The sequence below is a fragment of the Hymenobacter sp. HD11105 genome (assembly GCF_054051685.1).
In genome coordinates this window covers 176,865-193,731 of record NZ_JBSWBR010000006.1, presented here as the reverse complement: position 1 = coordinate 193,731, position 16,867 = coordinate 176,865, and the positions used below count along the sequence as shown (strand labels likewise).

Genomic DNA, 16,867 nt, shown 5'->3' with positions numbered 1-16,867 from the left:
AGCAGAGTGAGGCATCTCGCATGTTTAGCTGGATTAGTAATCTCATTACCGATGGCGAGATGCTTCGCTCCGCTCTGCATGACGTTCTATTGTGTAGATTGAGAGTAGAATGTTGCATTACGATTGTCATTTGGCACTAACGCGTTGCGGTGGCAGCTACTAGTTCTTGCACTTTGCTCACGAGTTGGCGGGTGCTGAAGGGCTTGGGAATGTAGAGGTCGGCGCCCACGTCGTAGCCTTTCTGCACGTCGGCTTCTTTGCTTTTGGCGCTGAGGAAAATGACCTTGGTGTTTTGACGGTCGGGGCGGGTTTTGACGTGGCGACACACTTGATATCCATCCACGTCGGGCATCATAATATCAAGCAGAATGACGTCGAAAGCCGTCTGGTTGATGGCTTCCAGGGCCTCTGTGCCATTGCGGGCAATGCTGACGTGGTAGCCATTTTTGCGCATCAGGAATTCCAATGACATGACAATGTTAGGCTCATCATCGACGATTAAGATATGGGGGTGCCTCATAGCAGATTGGTCAAGCAGGTCGGGGACTTTCTTAATGGAGAATGAGGAATTGGGAAACGACAACTGCATTATCTTTTCCAGCCCCTCTTAAGTAATTCTTCATTCTTTATTCTTCATTGATTCAACGGGTAGCTCCACGGAGAAGCGGGCACCTTGGTCGAGAGCACTCTCTACCCAGATGCGGCCCGCGTGCAGTTCTACAATTTTCTTGGTGATGGCCAGGCCCAGGCCGGAGCCTTCGGGTTTGCGGGTTGTTTGGTTTTTGGCTTGGAAAAACTTGTCGAAAATCAGCTCGTGGTAAGCGGGGTCGATGCCTTTGCCATTGTCGAGCACGCTGATGCGCAGGGCGTCACCGACGGCCTCGGTCACGACCCCAATTTGCCCCCCACCATCGGCTCGGCACGATTTGACGGCGTTGGATAGCAGATTGACGAGCACCTGCATCAGGCGGTCGCGGTCGCCGGAGAGCAGCGGCAAGCTGGGCGGCACCACCACATCGAGCTGAATGTGCTTGTCGCGCATGAGCTGGCCCACCGACTCGATGGCGTCATTGATGATTTCGGCCACGTCCAAGGGCGCGCACTCCAGCGTCGCCTTCCCCGATTCGTACTTCTCCAGATCCAACACGAGCGTTATCAACCGGCTCAGGCGCTCCGACTCGCGGGTAATGGTGTGCAGAAAGCGCAGGCGCTCCTCCTCCTCTATCTCGGGGTTATCACTCAGGATTTCGGATAAGGCCCGAATGCTAGTCAGCGGCGTGCGCAGTTCATGCGTCACAGTGTACAGAAACTCATCCTTGCGCATATCCAGCTCCTGTAGCTGCGTGTAGGCGTCGCGCAAATCTTCGGTGAGGCGCTGCAACTGCCGCGACTGTTTCTGGAGCTGGCGGTTGGCTTCCAGCACTTGCTGGGATTCTTTCAAAATGCCCACCACATTATCGAAGCTGATTTCCTCCACTCCCACCGCCGACGACAGCAGCAAGCGGGCTGAGGCAGGGCCGATACTACCGGCCAGCAGCTTTTCGGCATAGGCTACTAGGCGTGGATCGGCCTGGGGGGCAATTGTGTCGGCTAATTGGTTGTCGGCGTCGGGGAAGCGCTCTGCGAAGGCGTGCAGGGCTTGCGCCGTGCGCTTTTTACCCAAGAAGCCGGTGAGCAAAGCGCGCAAATCGGGTAAGGGCGCGGCAGCACTGGGCCAGCCCGTAGGGCCTTCGAACACGGTGCGGTAGCGGAATACATCCACAAAGACATCAGCCTGACGTTCTTCCAGGGCCGTGGGTTGGCCGGCCAGCGATACGCCTACGTACAAACCGACGTTGAAAAACCAGCTCCAAAACAAGCCGTGGGATAGATAATCTAGTCCGTCAAGCCCAAACAGCGCGAAGGGCCGCAACCAACTCTGGCCAAATAAGCCTTCGCTAAGAATATTACCTGGCAATAAACCCGGCCCCACCATCGTGGGTAGCACTAAAGTGAAAAACCAGATAAAAAAGCCCCCCATAATGCCGGCCGTGGCGCCTTGGTGGGTACCGCCTTTCCAGTACAGGCTGCCCAAGACCACGGGTAAAAACTGCGCTACCGCCGCAAAAGACACCAGTCCAATATTGACTAGAGGCAGCAGATGTCCCACAAAGGCATAGTAGCCATAAGCCAGCAGCAGCACCAGTACCACGGCCAGGCGCCGGCTTTGCAAGGCCACCCGGCTCAGGTAAGCAAACCAATGGGTGCGAATTTCCGAGCGGGCAGCGGGAATGCGCACGAGCAAGGGCATGAGCAGGTTGTTGCTCATCATCACGCTCAAGGCAATGGTCTCGACGATAATCATGCTGCTGGCTGCCGATAAGCCCCCCAGATAGGTGAGCATAGCCAGCCAGCTTTGCCCCGCATTCAGCGGCAAGGCCAGCACAAAGGTGTCGGCATCGAGGCCGCGGCCACCGTAGAGTAGCACTCCCCCAAAGGCAATAGGCAGCACAAACAGGTTGATAATGATGAGGTAAAGCGGAAACAACCACATGGCTTTGCGCAAGTGGTCCTCGTTCACGTTCTCCACCACAGACACTTGAAACTGCCGAGGCAGCAGCAGAATGGCCGATATGCTCAGCATGAGCAGCGTAAGCCACTGCGTGGAACTAGTACCAGCCCCATCTAAAGTAAACAGGCGGCTCAGTGCGGGCTCGGCGGCGGCTTTTTCAAACACATCGCCAAAGCCATCGAAGAGGCTGAACGTAACAAACAGGCCCACGCAGAGGAAGGCAATTAGCTTTACTAGGCTTTCCACGGCTACGGCCAGCACCATGCCCTCGTGGCGCTCGGTGGCTTCCACTGAGCGCACCCCAAATATGATAGTGAAGAAGGCCAGAGCCACTGTAGTATACAACGCCGAGCTGGCTGCGGCCCCACCTTCGACGACAATAGAAGCGGCCGTAGCGCCGCGCGTCATAATATCAAACGAAGCCGCTATAGCTTTGATTTGCAGGGATATGTAAGGAATGATCCCGAGTACGCACACTACCGTAACCAAGGCGCCGAGCGAGGCGCTTTTCCCGTACCTGGCTGAGATGAAATCGGCAATGGAAGTCAGGCGCTGAAGGCGGCAGATGCGGATTATTTTGCGCAGCACCAGCCACCAGGCCGGAGCCAACAGCGTGGGCCCAAGGTAGATAACGACAAACTCCAGTCCGTGGCTGGCGGCGTGACCCACACTGCCGTAGTATGTCCAAGCGGTACAGTACACGGCCATGCTTAGGGCGTACACGTAAGGGTTGCTCACCAACGACCGGCGTGCGGCCGAGCGTCGCTCCGCCGCGTAGGCCACGCCAAAAAGCAAAGCTAAGTAGCCGAAAGAGAAGCCGATGATGAGCAGCTTGGACATTTAACAATTAACAGTTATCAAATAGGACTTGAGGAAAGCTGTGTTTCAGTGAGGCGAGTAGAAATTTGCTCTGGCTTTACACGTTGCTAAACACTACCCATTAATTCTTAATTGACCTGACTAGCCAGCCGGTTAGCACCACTACCGTAATCCAGGCAAGTAGCACGTAGAGGTAAAGCACCGGAATGCCCCCCAGCCGACCGGCGCGGTCGAAGACCGCCAACAGAGGAAAGTTGAGCAGCACGGCAAATAGGAAACTTAGGAAAAGCAGGCGCTGCCCGCGTCGGTGTTCGGCTTGCTCGTGGGGCGACATGGGAGGCATAGGGAGATGGAAAAGGGAATTTTTGCGCCGAAGAATAAGAGAAGGTAGTACAAAGCAAATACAAAAGCTGGGCTAGAAGACGCGAGTAGAAATTACGCATTCGGCGCCAAAAAAGCCCCCCACTAGCTTGCTAATACGCGTACTGGTTTCGCTATCCGTCTCAACTAAAAAAGTCCGTCGTGCCACCGGCCCGACGGACTTTTTCAAGTTAACAGCGCTGGGCGTTCTGTTATAAAATGCTTAGTGCGTATTGCCAGAGCCTTCTTCCATGAGACGCACGTTACGCACGTCCTTCATCATTGCCTGCCCGATAAACCAGCAGATAAGAGCAATGCTAACTGGATAGAGCAGACCGGCAAAGCTGCTATACTCCTTGAAGAAAGAGCCCTCGGGCTGGGAGGCGGCCCAGAACACGACCGACGTAGCAATAAGTGGCACAAAGCCCCCGAATACGCCGTTGCCGATGTGATAAGGCAGTGAGAGGGACGTGTAGCGCACTTTAGTGGGAAACAGTTCGACTAGGTACGCGGCAATGGGCCCATAAGCCATGGTTACGAAGAGCACCAGGCAGAACACCAGAGCCGTCATGGCCATCAGATTAGGAGTTAGGGCTTTCATCACAGCCGGAACGGCCTTGCCAGTAGCATCCACGGTGGCAGCTGTTACTTCCGTCAGAGGGCCGGCGAAGGCTTTGAGGCCATAGAAAATTGGGATGGTAAACAATGCCCCGCACAGTAGGCCCATCATGATGATTTTCTTGCGGCCAATGCGGTCAGAGAGGCTGCCAAAGTATACGAAGAAGGGAGTCGCCAGCAGAAGGGCCACGCACAGCACGATGCTGGCATCTATCAGGTCGAGTTTGAGCGTATTCTGCATAAAGGAATACGCGTAGAATTGACCCGTGTACCATACCACGCCCTGGCCCATAGTAGCGCCAAACAATGAAATTAACACCAGACGGCGGTTGACGGGATTCACGAACGACTCGCGTAATGGGCTCTTGCTGGTTTTACCTTCGGCTTTGGCTTTGGCAAACAGGGGTGACTCGTGCAGCTTGCGGCGGATGTAATAGGAAGCAATTACCAAGGCACCGGAGAGCAAGAATGGAATGCGCCAGCCCCATTCTTTGAAGGCTTCTTCACCCAAGCTTTTGCGCGTAACGATGATAACCAGAATACTCAGGAACAGACCCGCCGTGGCCGTAATCTGAATGAAAGAGGTGAAGTAGCCACGCCGATTATCCGGCGAGTGCTCGGCTACATAGGTAGTAGCGCCACCGTATTCGCCCCCCAGGGCCAGGCCTTGCAACAGGCGTAGCAGCGTCACGACGATAGGAGCCGCGATGCCAATCTTGTCGTAGCTCGGAATCAAACCGGTGATGAAGGTGGCGCCACCCATGATGAGGAGGGTAAGCAAAAACGTGTACTTACGCCCAATCATGTCGCCGATACGGCCGAAGAATACGGCCCCGAAAGGTCGCACCACGAAGCCCGCCCCAAATACGGCCAGCGTACCCAGAATCGTGTCCTCGATTTTGCCCGTTGAGCCGAACAGCACCGGCCCGATGATGGCCGCCAGCGAGCCAAAAATGTAGAAGTCATACCACTCGATCACGGTACCTACCGAAGAGGCCGTGATAACCTGCCAGATTTTACTTTGAGACACCTGGTTATTGTCGTGCTCGACTGGCGCGTCCGCGACAACGCCGTAACCGGGATTTACCGTTTTTTCCATGTTGAGTAGGAGTTTTTAAAGCGTTGAAGGTCAAAAACTAAAATTCAGAACAAGCTAGCTGCTGGGCTTATGCTAAGGTGTCGGCACGAAGACAGCATACCAGCGGTGGCTTACAAGAATACCTGGGTTTGCAATGTGATTTCCGGCTTGTAGTCTAGGTTGTCGATGTTGGTGAAGTCAGGACGAGCACGGTAGTTGAGCGTGAACTTGGCGTTGTGACCGTCGATGTAGAAGTTTGAGCCGATATCGAAGATGTTCACGTTTCTGATATCGCCGCCGCTGGTACGGAGCCCTTCGTAACGGGCAAGCAGGTGCGAGGCATAAGGCTGCACACGCACTTTAGGGCCTAGCAAGTTTTTTGGCAACAGGTAGCCGGCTTCGGCAAAGCCGATGTGGCCAGTGCCCGATTGTGGTACGGCGTTGCCACGGCGTGCGTCGGTGCCGTAGCCGGTGTTCGATAGCCCGATAAAACGCGTATGGTTCGGGCCCATATCGAAGTTGTAGTATACCGCGTAAGCAGTGAAGGCCGTCCCGGTTTCCTTATTGATGGGGGTATCGAAGAAGGCATCCAGCGCCCACAAGCCGATGTCGTGCAGCCGCGTGCCATTGGTACTGTTGTTAAAGGAGCCGGTGCCCCCGTTCAGCGCAGCGTCGATAGCGCTTGCATTTAAGATGCTGCTGTTAGGACGGGAAACCATGCCGTCCGGATTGTAGAAGAAACCACCACCTAAGTTAAACACCCGTTTGGTGCCAAGGTAAGTACCCACGTTGAAGGGAATCAGGTTGGCTTCCAGGTCCAGGAACTCCCAGCTGAGGTAGCCCTGATAGATTTTTTTAGTACCCTGTGGGTTGTATTGGGCCGTGTTGGTGCCCGTGTTTACCCGCGCAGTGCCCACCCCTGTCGTCTGGCCTAAGCCCACCGGGGTACTAAACCCGCCGGTCTGGTTAGTCAGGAAGGGCTCGTTTATGCTAAACGCATAGTCGAGCCTGCTGACGCGGCCCTTGGCGTAAACCCCAATGCCCCGCGCAAACTGGTCGATGGCTTCAATTACGGGCCAGTTGGTGATGGGCGCGTCCATGGTCAGGAAGTTGAGCGTGCTGGCTCGGGTCATCCGCGAAAGACCATTCTGATAGTGCATGCCGGCGCCCACGTTCATGTACTTGTTCACCTTGTATTCCACCACGGCTTCGTGAATGAAAAGCTGAGGCTTTTTGCCGTCCACAGCGGGATTAACGCCCCCACTCACGGCCGTCTGGTTATTGATACCAAAGTGCGTGTACACCAAGAACCGCGGGTTCAGCTGCGACAGCATAATAAAGCGGGAACGGCGCAGCACGAAATCAACCTGGTCGTCTTGCGGTTTGCCGGGTGCGCGCAAGGTCCCGCTGTTGTTTTCGGTGTAGCGCGCCCATACCTGGTGCCATGAAAAAAAGCGCAGGTACTTCGAACCATCGGCCGAAATGTTCACCTTCATACCCGCACCATAGGGAATCGACTCTACGGGGGTGGGGCTAGCTCCACTACCTGCCGCCGGAGCTACCGGTGCCGATGGCGTTTGCTGGCCCGATGGTACCGGGTTGTTTCCGGCCGGAATCTGCTGATTGGTGGGTGGTACGGTTGTGGGCGCTGGGGTGGCGCTCCGCGTCGTGTCTTGGGCAGGCGGCGTTACTTGGGCCGTCGCCGCGACGCTAACCAGCAGGCCGCTGAGGGCCAATGCGTAACGGTTATTTCGCATAAGGGTTGGGGGGTTGGGTGAGCGGTGGGATGCAACTACCCGACGGCCAGGAGCGATTCTCCCGGTTCGGCCCAACCAAGTAGGAAAATCCTCGCAGCGAATGCACGTCTGTGCTATACTTCTGCTAACTTCTATAGCTCTACCCGCTTTTGAATCGCTCCCAGCGAATCATCATGTACTTGTCGCCTAACTCTGTTACGACCAGCCCCGCCCCTTTCAGCTGCTGTGGATCCTGAAAAAACTCCGCTAGCTCCTTCTGATTGAGTATTTTATAAGTGGGGTGATACTCGGTTTGCCGGGGGGCTTTTACGCCGTACTTCTTCACCCAGTTCATCACGCTCACGTGGCTCACACCTAGTAACCGCTCAATTTCTCGGTAGCTTACGCCTTCCACATAGAGTTGCAAGGCCTTAATGACATAGTAGGAATTGATTTCCCGACCCACCTTAGCTACCGAGAAATGATAGCCGCAGTTCTTGCACTTAAAGCGCTGCCGGCCACCTACCACGCCGCTTTTGGTAGCTTCTGTAGCATCACACTTAGGGCAGGCGGGCTTGGTCATGGGAGCGGAATTTAAGTGAGTATCGTCGCGACTATAGCTATTTAGTAAAGATATAGCAGATTAGCTAAGTTTAAATGAAAACACATTCTGAGGAAGGCTTACAGCTAATTCATAATTACTTCATAACCAAGCCACGAGCTAGCGCGCTTACTTCCACCTACACCTGTAACAACGCCGCTAGCACCGCATCTACAGCTAGCCCCAGGCGGTGCAGATCCAGTCGGTCCAGGGTGTCGGTGGGCTCATGGTAGTGCTTGTTGCGGTAGAAAGCGGTGTCCGTGATGAGGACGGCCGAGTAGCCGAATTTCCAGTAATTAAGGTGGTCGGAGAAGTCAATTCCGGGTAGCCAGGCGGGCGCTTTAAAGCGGCGCACGGGCAAGGCCGCTTCTGTTCTGCAGCGCCGGGCAAACTGCCGCCCGAAGCGGCCACTTCCAAATTTTTGAGCGACGGTCAGGTAGTTACCCCGACTGCCATATACCCAGCGCAAAGGACCAAATGGGTAGTCTTGGGAGCCTTTGCGGTCGTCGTAATAACCGAGAGTTTCCAGGGCCACCATGCCAACCACGGGTATATTTTGGTCGTGCAAAGACCTGGCGTGGATGTAGCTACCCATGTTTTTGGTCCGGAAAAAAGGCGGTTCCTCTAAGGTATAAGCAACCAGATCAACGCGATACTTTAGCTCCCGTTGCTGCCCAAGTAGCCGCGCCAGCTCCAGCAAGGCGGCCACGCCCGAGCCGTTATCATCGGCGCCGGGTTGCTCGCCGCATACATCGTAGTGGGCGCCTACGATAAGGCGCGGCCCCTCAGCTGGGCCGTAGGAGCCGATGACGTTGCGGTAGATTTGCCCCCCAACCTCGTAGGGCTGGTTACTGAGGCGGGCGCCAACAGCGATTAGCTCCTTTTCTAAGTAGCTCGCCGCCTGATTTAGAGAAGCGAGGTGCAGGTAATTGCGCGGTTGGGGCGTATTGATGAGAGCAAGCAGATGCTGACGCAAGCGGGCTGTATCGGCAGCGGCTGGTGCAGCAGTGGCCCTCAACCCTAGACAACTTACTAAAGTCAGCAGAAGGAATAACCGTAAATGCATAAACTGCGCAGGTACTATCTTAAAATAATAAGTCGTGAAGGTATCGATTAGCCGCACTTCGTTGCGGACAACGGGATTAGTTCTGGTTGTTCTGCTTTGTCTGCATGCACAGGTCAGCGATTTTTTCTTTATGGTGCTTCAACTAGCATTCGCTTTGTTGTTTCTGTTACTCTACCTTCTTCTTTTTTTCAATCCATCACCCGAAGCTGCGCAGATGCGGCATCTATTATTTAGATTATTATTGGCTGCCTTTCTTAGTGCTCCCCTAATGCTGCCAATCTGGAAATGGCAAACTAAAGTGACCCGCACACGCGCTGCTACTATTATTCAGCAACTAGATACCTATCAAAGGCAGTATGGCTATTACCCTGATTCGTTATCGCAGCTTGTGCCGCATTACTTATCCAGTGTGCCCACAACAGGCTATGGATTGTGGCATTCTCCTACTTTCGAGTACCACCTTCGCTCTTCGGCCAATCTAGGTAGAACCCGGTGGTTTGAACTTAGATATTACTCTGGCTCTTTTGCGACTATGACTTTTGATAGCCAATCCAAGAAATGGCGCTATGACGATTGACCACCACTTTGGCGCTGGTCCCCCTACTTTTCGCTCACTTCCAGATATTCCGGTGGGACAGCACCCGTCAGCCACACTCCATTTTCAGAAAGATAAAATTGCCCCCCAGCCCGGTGCAACTGACCCGCTTGCACCGTCAACACTACGGGCTTGCCATGCCGGCTTCCCACCGCCACAGCAGTAGCCTGGTCGGCAGACAGATGCACGTGTTGTCGGCTGCCACTTCTGAGTCCGGTTTCGCGAATCGACGTCAGAAAGCGCGTAGCCGTGCCGTGGTAGAGCAACTCAGGCGGCGTCATTGGGATTAAGCCCAGCTCCACGGCCACGGAGTGACCTTGATTGGCACGTATCTTCGCCCCATCGGCTGACAAGCTGAACCGTTGCTTGTCGTTGGTGGCTACTACTTCGTGCAATTGCTCCTGCGTTACACTATGTCCGCGGGCCCGTAGCGCGCTGAGTAGTTCGGCCACACTCACCCAGCCTTGGGCATCTAATTTTAGTTTAAACTCCTCGGGCTTGTGCCGAAGCACGTAGCTTAAGGTTTTACTTAACGCTTGATTCTGCATACTTCTGGTCGTATAGCAATTCTTTTTACGGCTCCGAAAGTACAACTCATCTCCACCCCAATCCCTAAAGTTTGATGCCTTCCACCCTTCTACCCTTCCGCACCATCGACCCGGCTACCATCAAACCTAGTGAGCTGCACCCGTTTTTGGTAGGGGCCGTGGCACCGCGCCCCGTGGCGTTTGCCAGCACCGTGGATGCGGAAGGAAACGTAAATCTGAGCCCGTATAGCTTCTTCAACTGCTTCGGCTCCAACCCGCCTATTCTGGTGTTTTCGCCAGCCAACCGCGTGCGCGACAATTCGCAAAAGCACACCCTACAAAACGTGCGCGAGGTGCCTGAAGTCGTCATTCATATCTGTGACTACGCCATGGTAGAGCAGATGTCGCTGGCCAGCACGGAGTATGAGAAGGGCGTGAATGAGTTTGTGAAAGCGGGTTTTACGGAAGTACCAAGCCAGAAGGTGAAGCCGCCGCGCGTGGCCGAAGCCCCGGCTGCTTTCGAGTGCGTGGTGGAGCAGGTGATTGAGCTGGGCCAAAATAATGGCGCCGGTAACCTGGTCATCTGCCGCGTGGTGCTAGCGCATTTCCGCGAGGACATCGTGCTGCCCAGCGGCACCGGCATCGATCCGTTCAAGCTCGATGCCATTGCCCGCCTCGGCGGCGACTGGTACTGTCGGGCCTCGGGCAGCAGCCTGTTTGAAGTGCCCAAGCCAAACCGCAACATGGGCATCGGCATCGACCAACTGCCCGAGCACATTCGCACTTCCGATGTGCTAACGGGCAACAACCTTGGTCGCTTGGGCAATATCGAGGCTCCTGCCCTGCCATCGGTGGAAGCCGTAGCAGAGTTTCGCCGCGACCCGCTGGTGGCCTACACGCTCAGCAAACACGAAAATGCCCCCCAGGAACAACGTCGGCAACTGGAGCTTCTCGGCAAGAAGCTGCTGGAAGAAGGGCGGTTAATAGAAGCCTGGAAAACCTTACTGCTAGCCCAGCCTGAATAAAACAGCTACAGCGGCCGGATCATTTCGAACAAGGGCAAAGGCACTACTTCCCACTCTGCGGCCTCCAGAAACGAATAGTGCGCTCTATCTGTCACCATCGTAATGATTAGCGGGTTAGCGGGAAAAGCAGCCTCTACAGCTCGGAGCAGCTTTCGGCCCAGCCCCTGTCGCCGGTGCTCGGAGCGCACCAATACGGTCAGCACCAAGGTGCGCTCGGCCTCCGGGCGCAGCACAACAAAGGCATTTTGGTTGATATGAAACGCTCTGGTGGGTGGCGCGGCTGCCACCAGCGACTCGGCTGCAAACATCCACGGCCGGTTTGGCTCACCCTCCAGCATTACAAATCGGGCTACCTCCGTCGGGTCTATTTCTTGTAGCTCTAGGTTGTCGTCTGGGGGGCTTTTTGGGCTGGGCAACCGCCGAAAGGTAAACAGCTCACGCTCATTGCGAAAGCCGAAGCGCTCGTAGAGGCGGCGCGCCGGCTCATTCACTACAAACACCTCCAGTAGCATCGTTCGGTCGCCGCGGGCTGTGGCCTCGTCGATTGCCGCCTGCAGCATTTGGCGGCCCAAGTTTTTGCCCCGCGCCTCTTGCACCAGGCCCATCGCCGCGACCCGGCACGTCCAGCCCCGCCGGGCAATAAAGACAACCCCTACCAGCTCCTCCCCCTTAAACCAGAGCTTACTAGCTTCAGCATCCAGATGCTCACTCCGAAACCGCCGCTCGAAGCTAACGGGCGTAAACACCAACGGTACAAAGTACCCCTCGAAGGACTGGTTCATGGCCTCAGTTACCTGAGCAGACGTGAAATCGAGGACTGGACGAGCAATGAGTGCAGTATCGGAAAGGATCATGGCTGTAAGCGTTAGTACTAATAAACTCAACTTTTCATTGCTGGCTGCACATACTCTATTCGTGGCAAGTTTAGTTTTTTGGCCGCTTCTGCTGAAAGAAACGGTGCGAAATACCGCAATAAAAAAGGTCGCTTCCTGATAGAAGCGACCTTTCATTATTAAGGCAGATAGCCTGCAAGACGAGCTATAGCTTAGTTGCGCACGGCAATCATTAGCCCCAGCTCTTTGTAGCGCATGTTGAATTTCTTGGCAATAGCCGCATTGGTCAAAGAGCCTTTATAGATGTACACCCCAGCGCGGAAGTGCTCATTCGCAAATAGCACCTCGTTCACGCCACCATGCTGACTGATTTCCTGTAAGATGGGCGTAAAAATGTTGCTCAATGCGCCTGTGGCGGTGCGGGGCACGCGCGAGGCTACGTTCGGCACGCAGTAGTGTACTACGTCGTACTTGCGGAACACGGGCTTGCTGTGGCTGGTCATCTCAGAAGTTTCGAAGCAACCACCTTGGTCAATGCTGACGTCGATAATGACGGAGCCGGGCGCCATGGTGGCCACTACGCTTTCGGGCACCATGAAGGGCATACGGCCTTCTTCTACATTTAGAGCGCCAATAACTACATCAGCCCGACGAATCTGCTGGTTGAGCACGTAGGTGTCAAGCGTGCTGGTGTAGAGCTGAGTGCCCAAGTTTTGCTTGAGCCGCCGCAGCTTATAAATATGGTTGTCGAACACCTTTACCTCGGCGCCTAGCCCAGTGGCGGCGCGGGCGGCATACTCGGCCACGGTACCAGCGCCGAGAATAACTACTTGGGAGGGCGGCACGCCCGTAATGCCCCCCAGAATAATTCCTTTGCCCTCGTTGGAACGAGCCAGATACTCGGCCGCGATGAGCATAACCGTAGAGCCAGCAATTTCGCTCATAGCTCGCACCACCGGCCGCGCGCCCGAGGGATCTTTAATAAGCTCAAACGCAATAGCGTTAATTTTTTTGCGGGTGAGGGAGGCAATATAGTCGCCAGTAAGCGAGCCAAACTGCAGAGCCGAAATCAGCGTTTGGCCGGCCCGCATCAGGTTGATTTCGTCAGTAGTAGGTGGGGCTACTTTCAAAATAATGTCGGCCTCGTACACCTCCTTTTGAGAATAGGCGATGGTGGCGCCGGCTTCCGAAAACTCATGGTCAGAGTACTTGCTGGGCTCTCCGGCCCCACTTTCGAGCACTATTTCGTGGCCTTCGTTTATCAGGTGCTTCACAGCCTCGGGGGTCAGGCCCAGACGATTTTCCTGCAAAGACGATTCGCGGGGCAAGCCGATGAACAGCTTACGGCGCCGCGTTTCTACGGCCAGCATCGACTCCTGCGTGAAATAAGCACGGCTTGTAGCCAACGACTCGAATCCTGGGGGTACTGATTCCTGCATTATGGCAAGTAAAAATGTTGACCTATAAACGATGAAATACGAGGTGACGCCAAAACACAATTGAGTGAAAATGATTGCCTCCCATTCCTCCCAATTTCTAATTCATCGTTTGTACTTGAAGAATTCGTGCTTCTTCGCCGGTGACGGTAAGCGTGACGAGCAAGTGATACGCGGGTAAAAGGTCGGCCACTCGGCTAGGCCATTCTACCAAGCAAAGATAACCAGAATCGAAGTACTCAAGCGCACCCATGGCCAGGGCTTCGCCCGAATTGTTGAGGCGGTAGAAGTCGAAGTGATAAATAGGCTGGTTGCGGGCGTCGCGGTACTCGTTTACCAGAGAAAAAGTGGGGCTGCTGACTTCGGCCGCCGGCACGCCCAGGCTTTCGCAGAATGCTTTGATAAAAGTGGTTTTGCCAGCCCCCATCTCGCCCTCAAACAAGATAATGTTGTGGTCGCCGAGGGCGGCCCGCAGCTGCTCGGCGGCGGCGGGCAAGGCAGCTAGTGAAGGGATAGTAATTTCGATATCAGTGGTTGCCATTGTAATTGTTGACGACGGGATTTGCTACCCTAGAATCTGATAAATTCGCACGTGCTCGTCTTTGTGCACTCGCGGGTTTAGGGCGTGCAGTACTTGGTCATAGGGCGAGGGCGTGATGGTGTGCTCCAGCTTCAGGTGCGGAAATAACAGACGCATGCGCATCAGGCGCCGTTCGATCTCCTTATCGCCTACCAGCAATAAATACGTGGGGCGCCGCTTGGTCTGGTTCATTTGACTGATGAGCCGGCGTAGGGAAATCTTATCGTTGAGGGCATAGGTGACCACAAAATTGGCGGGTAGCGGCCGCTGCTGGCGGTAGCGGGCCCACACCCCACTGGAATCGGGGATAAAGACGCTGGCCTCAGCCGCTAGCCGACCTAGGTAAAAGATGGGGGGCATTTTGGTGCCATTAGGTCCCGACTCCAACACCACACCCCGCAAATCAGCTTTCTGCGACAGGTACACCATGGGCTCAACCCGGCTTTTCTTGGAGTAAGTAAGTGCCAAAGCCAGGGTTACGATTCCATTCAAAACCCAAAAAAATCGCCAGCTATTAGCCAACAGCCGCGGGTGTTGCTGCCAGAAAGCTGCTCTCGCCACGTAGCGCTCCCACCCAATCACTCCCAGAATAATAAGCAAGGGAAACAAGGGTAAAATAAACCGTTCTTGCTTATTGGGAAACAAGGAGTGAGCGACGAAAAATAGTACGCCACCCCAAAAAAGCAAGGGGGCCAGCCGCCGGGTGCGGGCATAACCAAACACAAGAAACGCGCTAATCGGCGGTACCAGAAAGCCGAGTATCGTGATAGCAAAGCGGTAAATTGGCCCTGTGCTGTATTGGTAAGCCCCCTTGGAATTGAAGAGGAAATACGTCACTAATGAGTGCATGGGATAGTCGAACAGCACCGCATCAATGGTGCCCTGCACCAAGCCGGCCACGATGATGAAGCCTAACGCCAGCCAGCCAATGGCTTTCCATTGCTGACGAACCAGCAGCACCAGCCCGGCACCCATCAGGAACAGCGCGGTGTGATAGCGAAATAGAAACGACACACCAAACAAAGCGCCAGCTAGCAGAAAATGACGCGCCTGCAATTGGTTGCGGTAGCGAACAAGCACATAAAAGCCTCCCAGATACGGTGGAATGCACACCATCTCGACCAGGTTGCGCACGCTCATAAAGGGCATAAACCACAGCATAGCCAGCAGTAGCCCCACCCGACGTGCGTAGGTTTCGCCGGCCAGCTCTTCCGTGATTTTGTAGCCTAGGTACACCGTAAACATCGAATATAAACCGTGCAACAGGCGCACGAGCGTCATTTTGGCGTCGGGGTTGGTAAAACCTGCCGCATCTAGCAGCCAGAACAGGCCGTAATGCAACCCGGTGTAGGTCATGCTATGGCGGGGCGGCAGGGGTTGATGGAGCCAGGTTGTGAGGCCATATACCCAATCTTGGGCAATGGTGATGACGTCGAAGTGGTCGTCATGAAATGCGTAGCCTTTGGAGAAGAATGCCGCCAGCACCCGCAGTCCTAGCGCCAGCAATAATATGGTGCGCAGAGACGGTAGATACTCCCGGCGCGCCGGCACCTGCTCGGCTTGGGGAGGCAACACGGGTAGCAAATCAGGCATGTTGTAGACCGAAAAACAGCGAGCGGCCAAGTAAAGACCGGCGTTATTAAACGGGTGCAAGTTCAGCATTTCCGCCGGGCTCACGGTTAGTTTTGGTGGTATTTTACTGTGCTGCTAGTTCGCTTGTCTGCGGGCACCTTTGCTTTGGGGCTACCAACTCCCTGTTATATTTAAGCAAAATTTGCCCCCTATGACTGTATCCAAGATGGCCGGTAGCCTTATCGGCTCCGAAATCATAAAAATTGGCAATGAGGTAAGCGAGATGATTAAAAAGGGCGCAGATATCTGCAACCTTACCATCGGCGACTTTGATCCTGCTATTTTTCCCATCCCCGCAGAGCTGCGTGAGGCCATCACTGAGGCCTACGCGGCGGGCCAAACCAACTACCCGCCCGCCAACGGCGTGGCCGACCTGCGCGCAGCAGCAGCCGATTTTCTGCAACAACGTCTGGGCCTCACCTACTCGCCGGCCGATGTATTGGTGGCAGGCGGCTCGCGGCCTCTGATTTATGCTACCTACCTAGCTCTGCTTGACCCCGGCGACAAGGTGGTATTCCCGGTGCCCTCCTGGAATAACAACCATTACTGCCACCTGGCCAGTGCCGAGGCAATAATGGTGGAGACTGATCCGGCCAACGATTTTATGCCCACGGCTGCCGAAATTGCCCCCCACCTACCTGGCGCTACGCTCCTGGCCTTGTGCTCTCCGCTCAACCCAACCGGTACCGTATTCACTCGCGCCGACTTGGAGGCCATCTGCGACCTAGTAATCGCTGAAAACCAGCGCCGCGGTCCGAATGAAAAGCCTCTCTATATTCTCTACGACCAGATTTACTGGATGCTTACTTTCGGCGAAGCGCAGCACTACGACCCCGTAAATCTGCGCCCTGAACTTCGCGACTATGTGATTTATATTGATGGCATCTCTAAGTGCTTGGCTGCCACCGGCGTGCGCGTCGGCTACGCTTTCGGGCCAACTGGGGTCATTGATAAAATGAAGTCAATTTTGGGTCACGTGGGTGCTTGGGCGCCAAAAGCCGAGCAAGTCGCTGTAGCTCACTACTTGCCCAATGCTTCGGCAGTCGACACGTATATAGAGGAGTTCAAGCAGAAAATTCAGCGCAGCCTCGATACGCTCTACGCTGGTTTGCAGGAGCTAAAGGATGCAGGCTTTCCCGTTGATGCTATTGCTCCGGCCGGAGCTATTTATCTGACTGCTCGCTTTGATGTGTTAGGCAAAACGACTAATAACGGGCAGTTGCTAGCCACGACCCGCGACCTGACGTCGTACCTGATTGCGGAAGCCGGCTTGGCACTAGTGCCTTTCAGCGCCTTTGGCAATGCAGACACTTCGCCGTGGTTTCGGTTGTCAGTAGGCGGAGCCTCGCACGAGTCAATTGAGGCGGCGCTACCCCGGTTGCGGCATGCGTTAGCGAGCTTGCACTAGTT

At 55.0% G+C, this 16,867-nt stretch carries 14 protein-coding genes; 2 read left to right on the top strand and 12 right to left on the bottom strand.

Annotated features, from left to right (window positions below):
* Positions 1 to 136: 136 nt before the first annotated feature.
* The 8 genes from ACW9KT_RS17620 to ACW9KT_RS17585 all read right to left on the bottom strand — a co-directional run bounded on the left by ACW9KT_RS17620 (position 137) and on the right by ACW9KT_RS17585 (position 9,972).
* On the bottom strand, positions 137 to 520 hold the full coding sequence (locus ACW9KT_RS17620; RefSeq protein ID WP_457082796.1) for a response regulator transcription factor: 384 nt from the start codon (positions 518 to 520) through the stop codon (positions 137 to 139).
* 99 nt (positions 521 to 619) lie between these two features.
* Positions 620 to 3,391: an ATP-binding protein gene (locus ACW9KT_RS17615; RefSeq protein WP_457082794.1), complete on the bottom strand. Its 2,772-nt coding sequence runs from the start codon at positions 3,389 to 3,391 to the stop codon at positions 620 to 622.
* Between the two features lie 100 nt (positions 3,392 to 3,491).
* Positions 3,492 to 3,713: a hypothetical protein gene (locus tag ACW9KT_RS17610; protein WP_457082792.1), complete on the bottom strand. Its 222-nt coding sequence runs from the start codon at positions 3,711 to 3,713 to the stop codon at positions 3,492 to 3,494.
* 240 nt (positions 3,714 to 3,953) lie between these two features.
* Positions 3,954 to 5,447 carry an MFS transporter gene (locus ACW9KT_RS17605; protein WP_457082790.1) on the bottom strand — a complete coding sequence of 498 codons (1,494 nt, stop codon included), beginning with the start codon at positions 5,445 to 5,447 and terminating at the stop codon, positions 3,954 to 3,956.
* A gap of 110 nt (positions 5,448 to 5,557) precedes the next feature.
* Positions 5,558 to 7,183, bottom strand: a complete 1,626-nt coding sequence (locus ACW9KT_RS17600; RefSeq protein ID WP_457082788.1) for a hypothetical protein — start codon at positions 7,181 to 7,183, stop codon at positions 5,558 to 5,560.
* A gap of 139 nt (positions 7,184 to 7,322) precedes the next feature.
* On the bottom strand, positions 7,323 to 7,745 hold the full coding sequence (locus ACW9KT_RS17595; RefSeq protein WP_457082786.1) for a transposase: 423 nt from the start codon (positions 7,743 to 7,745) through the stop codon (positions 7,323 to 7,325).
* Between the two features lie 157 nt (positions 7,746 to 7,902).
* Complete coding sequence (locus ACW9KT_RS17590) at positions 7,903 to 8,781, bottom strand: M28 family peptidase (RefSeq protein ID WP_457082784.1); 879 nt, start codon at positions 8,779 to 8,781, stop codon at positions 7,903 to 7,905.
* Between the two features lie 648 nt (positions 8,782 to 9,429).
* On the bottom strand, positions 9,430 to 9,972 hold the full coding sequence (locus ACW9KT_RS17585) for an RNA 2'-phosphotransferase (protein ID WP_457082782.1): 543 nt from the start codon (positions 9,970 to 9,972) through the stop codon (positions 9,430 to 9,432).
* Between the two features lie 74 nt (positions 9,973 to 10,046).
* Here ACW9KT_RS17585 and ACW9KT_RS17580 point away from each other — a divergent pair, with 74 nt between their 5' ends.
* Positions 10,047 to 10,976, top strand: a complete 930-nt coding sequence (locus ACW9KT_RS17580; protein ID WP_457082780.1) for a flavin reductase family protein — start codon at positions 10,047 to 10,049, stop codon at positions 10,974 to 10,976.
* Positions 10,977 to 10,981: 5 nt separating this feature from the next.
* Here ACW9KT_RS17580 and ACW9KT_RS17575 read toward each other — a convergent pair whose 3' ends face one another.
* From ACW9KT_RS17575 to ACW9KT_RS17560, 4 genes are all read right to left on the bottom strand, one after another.
* Positions 10,982 to 11,830, bottom strand: a complete 849-nt coding sequence (locus ACW9KT_RS17575; RefSeq protein WP_457082778.1) for a GNAT family N-acetyltransferase — start codon at positions 11,828 to 11,830, stop codon at positions 10,982 to 10,984.
* Positions 11,831 to 12,021: 191 nt separating this feature from the next.
* Positions 12,022 to 13,248 carry an alanine dehydrogenase gene (locus tag ACW9KT_RS17570; protein ID WP_457082776.1) on the bottom strand — a complete coding sequence of 409 codons (1,227 nt, stop codon included), beginning with the start codon at positions 13,246 to 13,248 and terminating at the stop codon, positions 12,022 to 12,024.
* A gap of 97 nt (positions 13,249 to 13,345) precedes the next feature.
* A complete protein-coding gene (gene tsaE / locus ACW9KT_RS17565) occupies positions 13,346 to 13,786 on the bottom strand; it encodes a tRNA (adenosine(37)-N6)-threonylcarbamoyltransferase complex ATPase subunit type 1 TsaE (protein WP_457082774.1) in 441 nt (146 codons plus the stop codon).
* Positions 13,787 to 13,810: 24 nt separating this feature from the next.
* Positions 13,811 to 15,418 (bottom strand): ArnT family glycosyltransferase, encoded by a 1,608-nt coding sequence (locus tag ACW9KT_RS17560; protein ID WP_457082772.1) that lies wholly within the window; start codon positions 15,416 to 15,418, stop codon positions 13,811 to 13,813.
* 190 nt (positions 15,419 to 15,608) lie between these two features.
* Between ACW9KT_RS17560 and ACW9KT_RS17555 the strand changes: the two genes are divergently transcribed.
* Positions 15,609 to 16,865, top strand: a complete 1,257-nt coding sequence (locus tag ACW9KT_RS17555) for a pyridoxal phosphate-dependent aminotransferase (RefSeq protein ID WP_457082770.1) — start codon at positions 15,609 to 15,611, stop codon at positions 16,863 to 16,865.
* Positions 16,866 to 16,867: the final 2 nt, after the last annotated feature.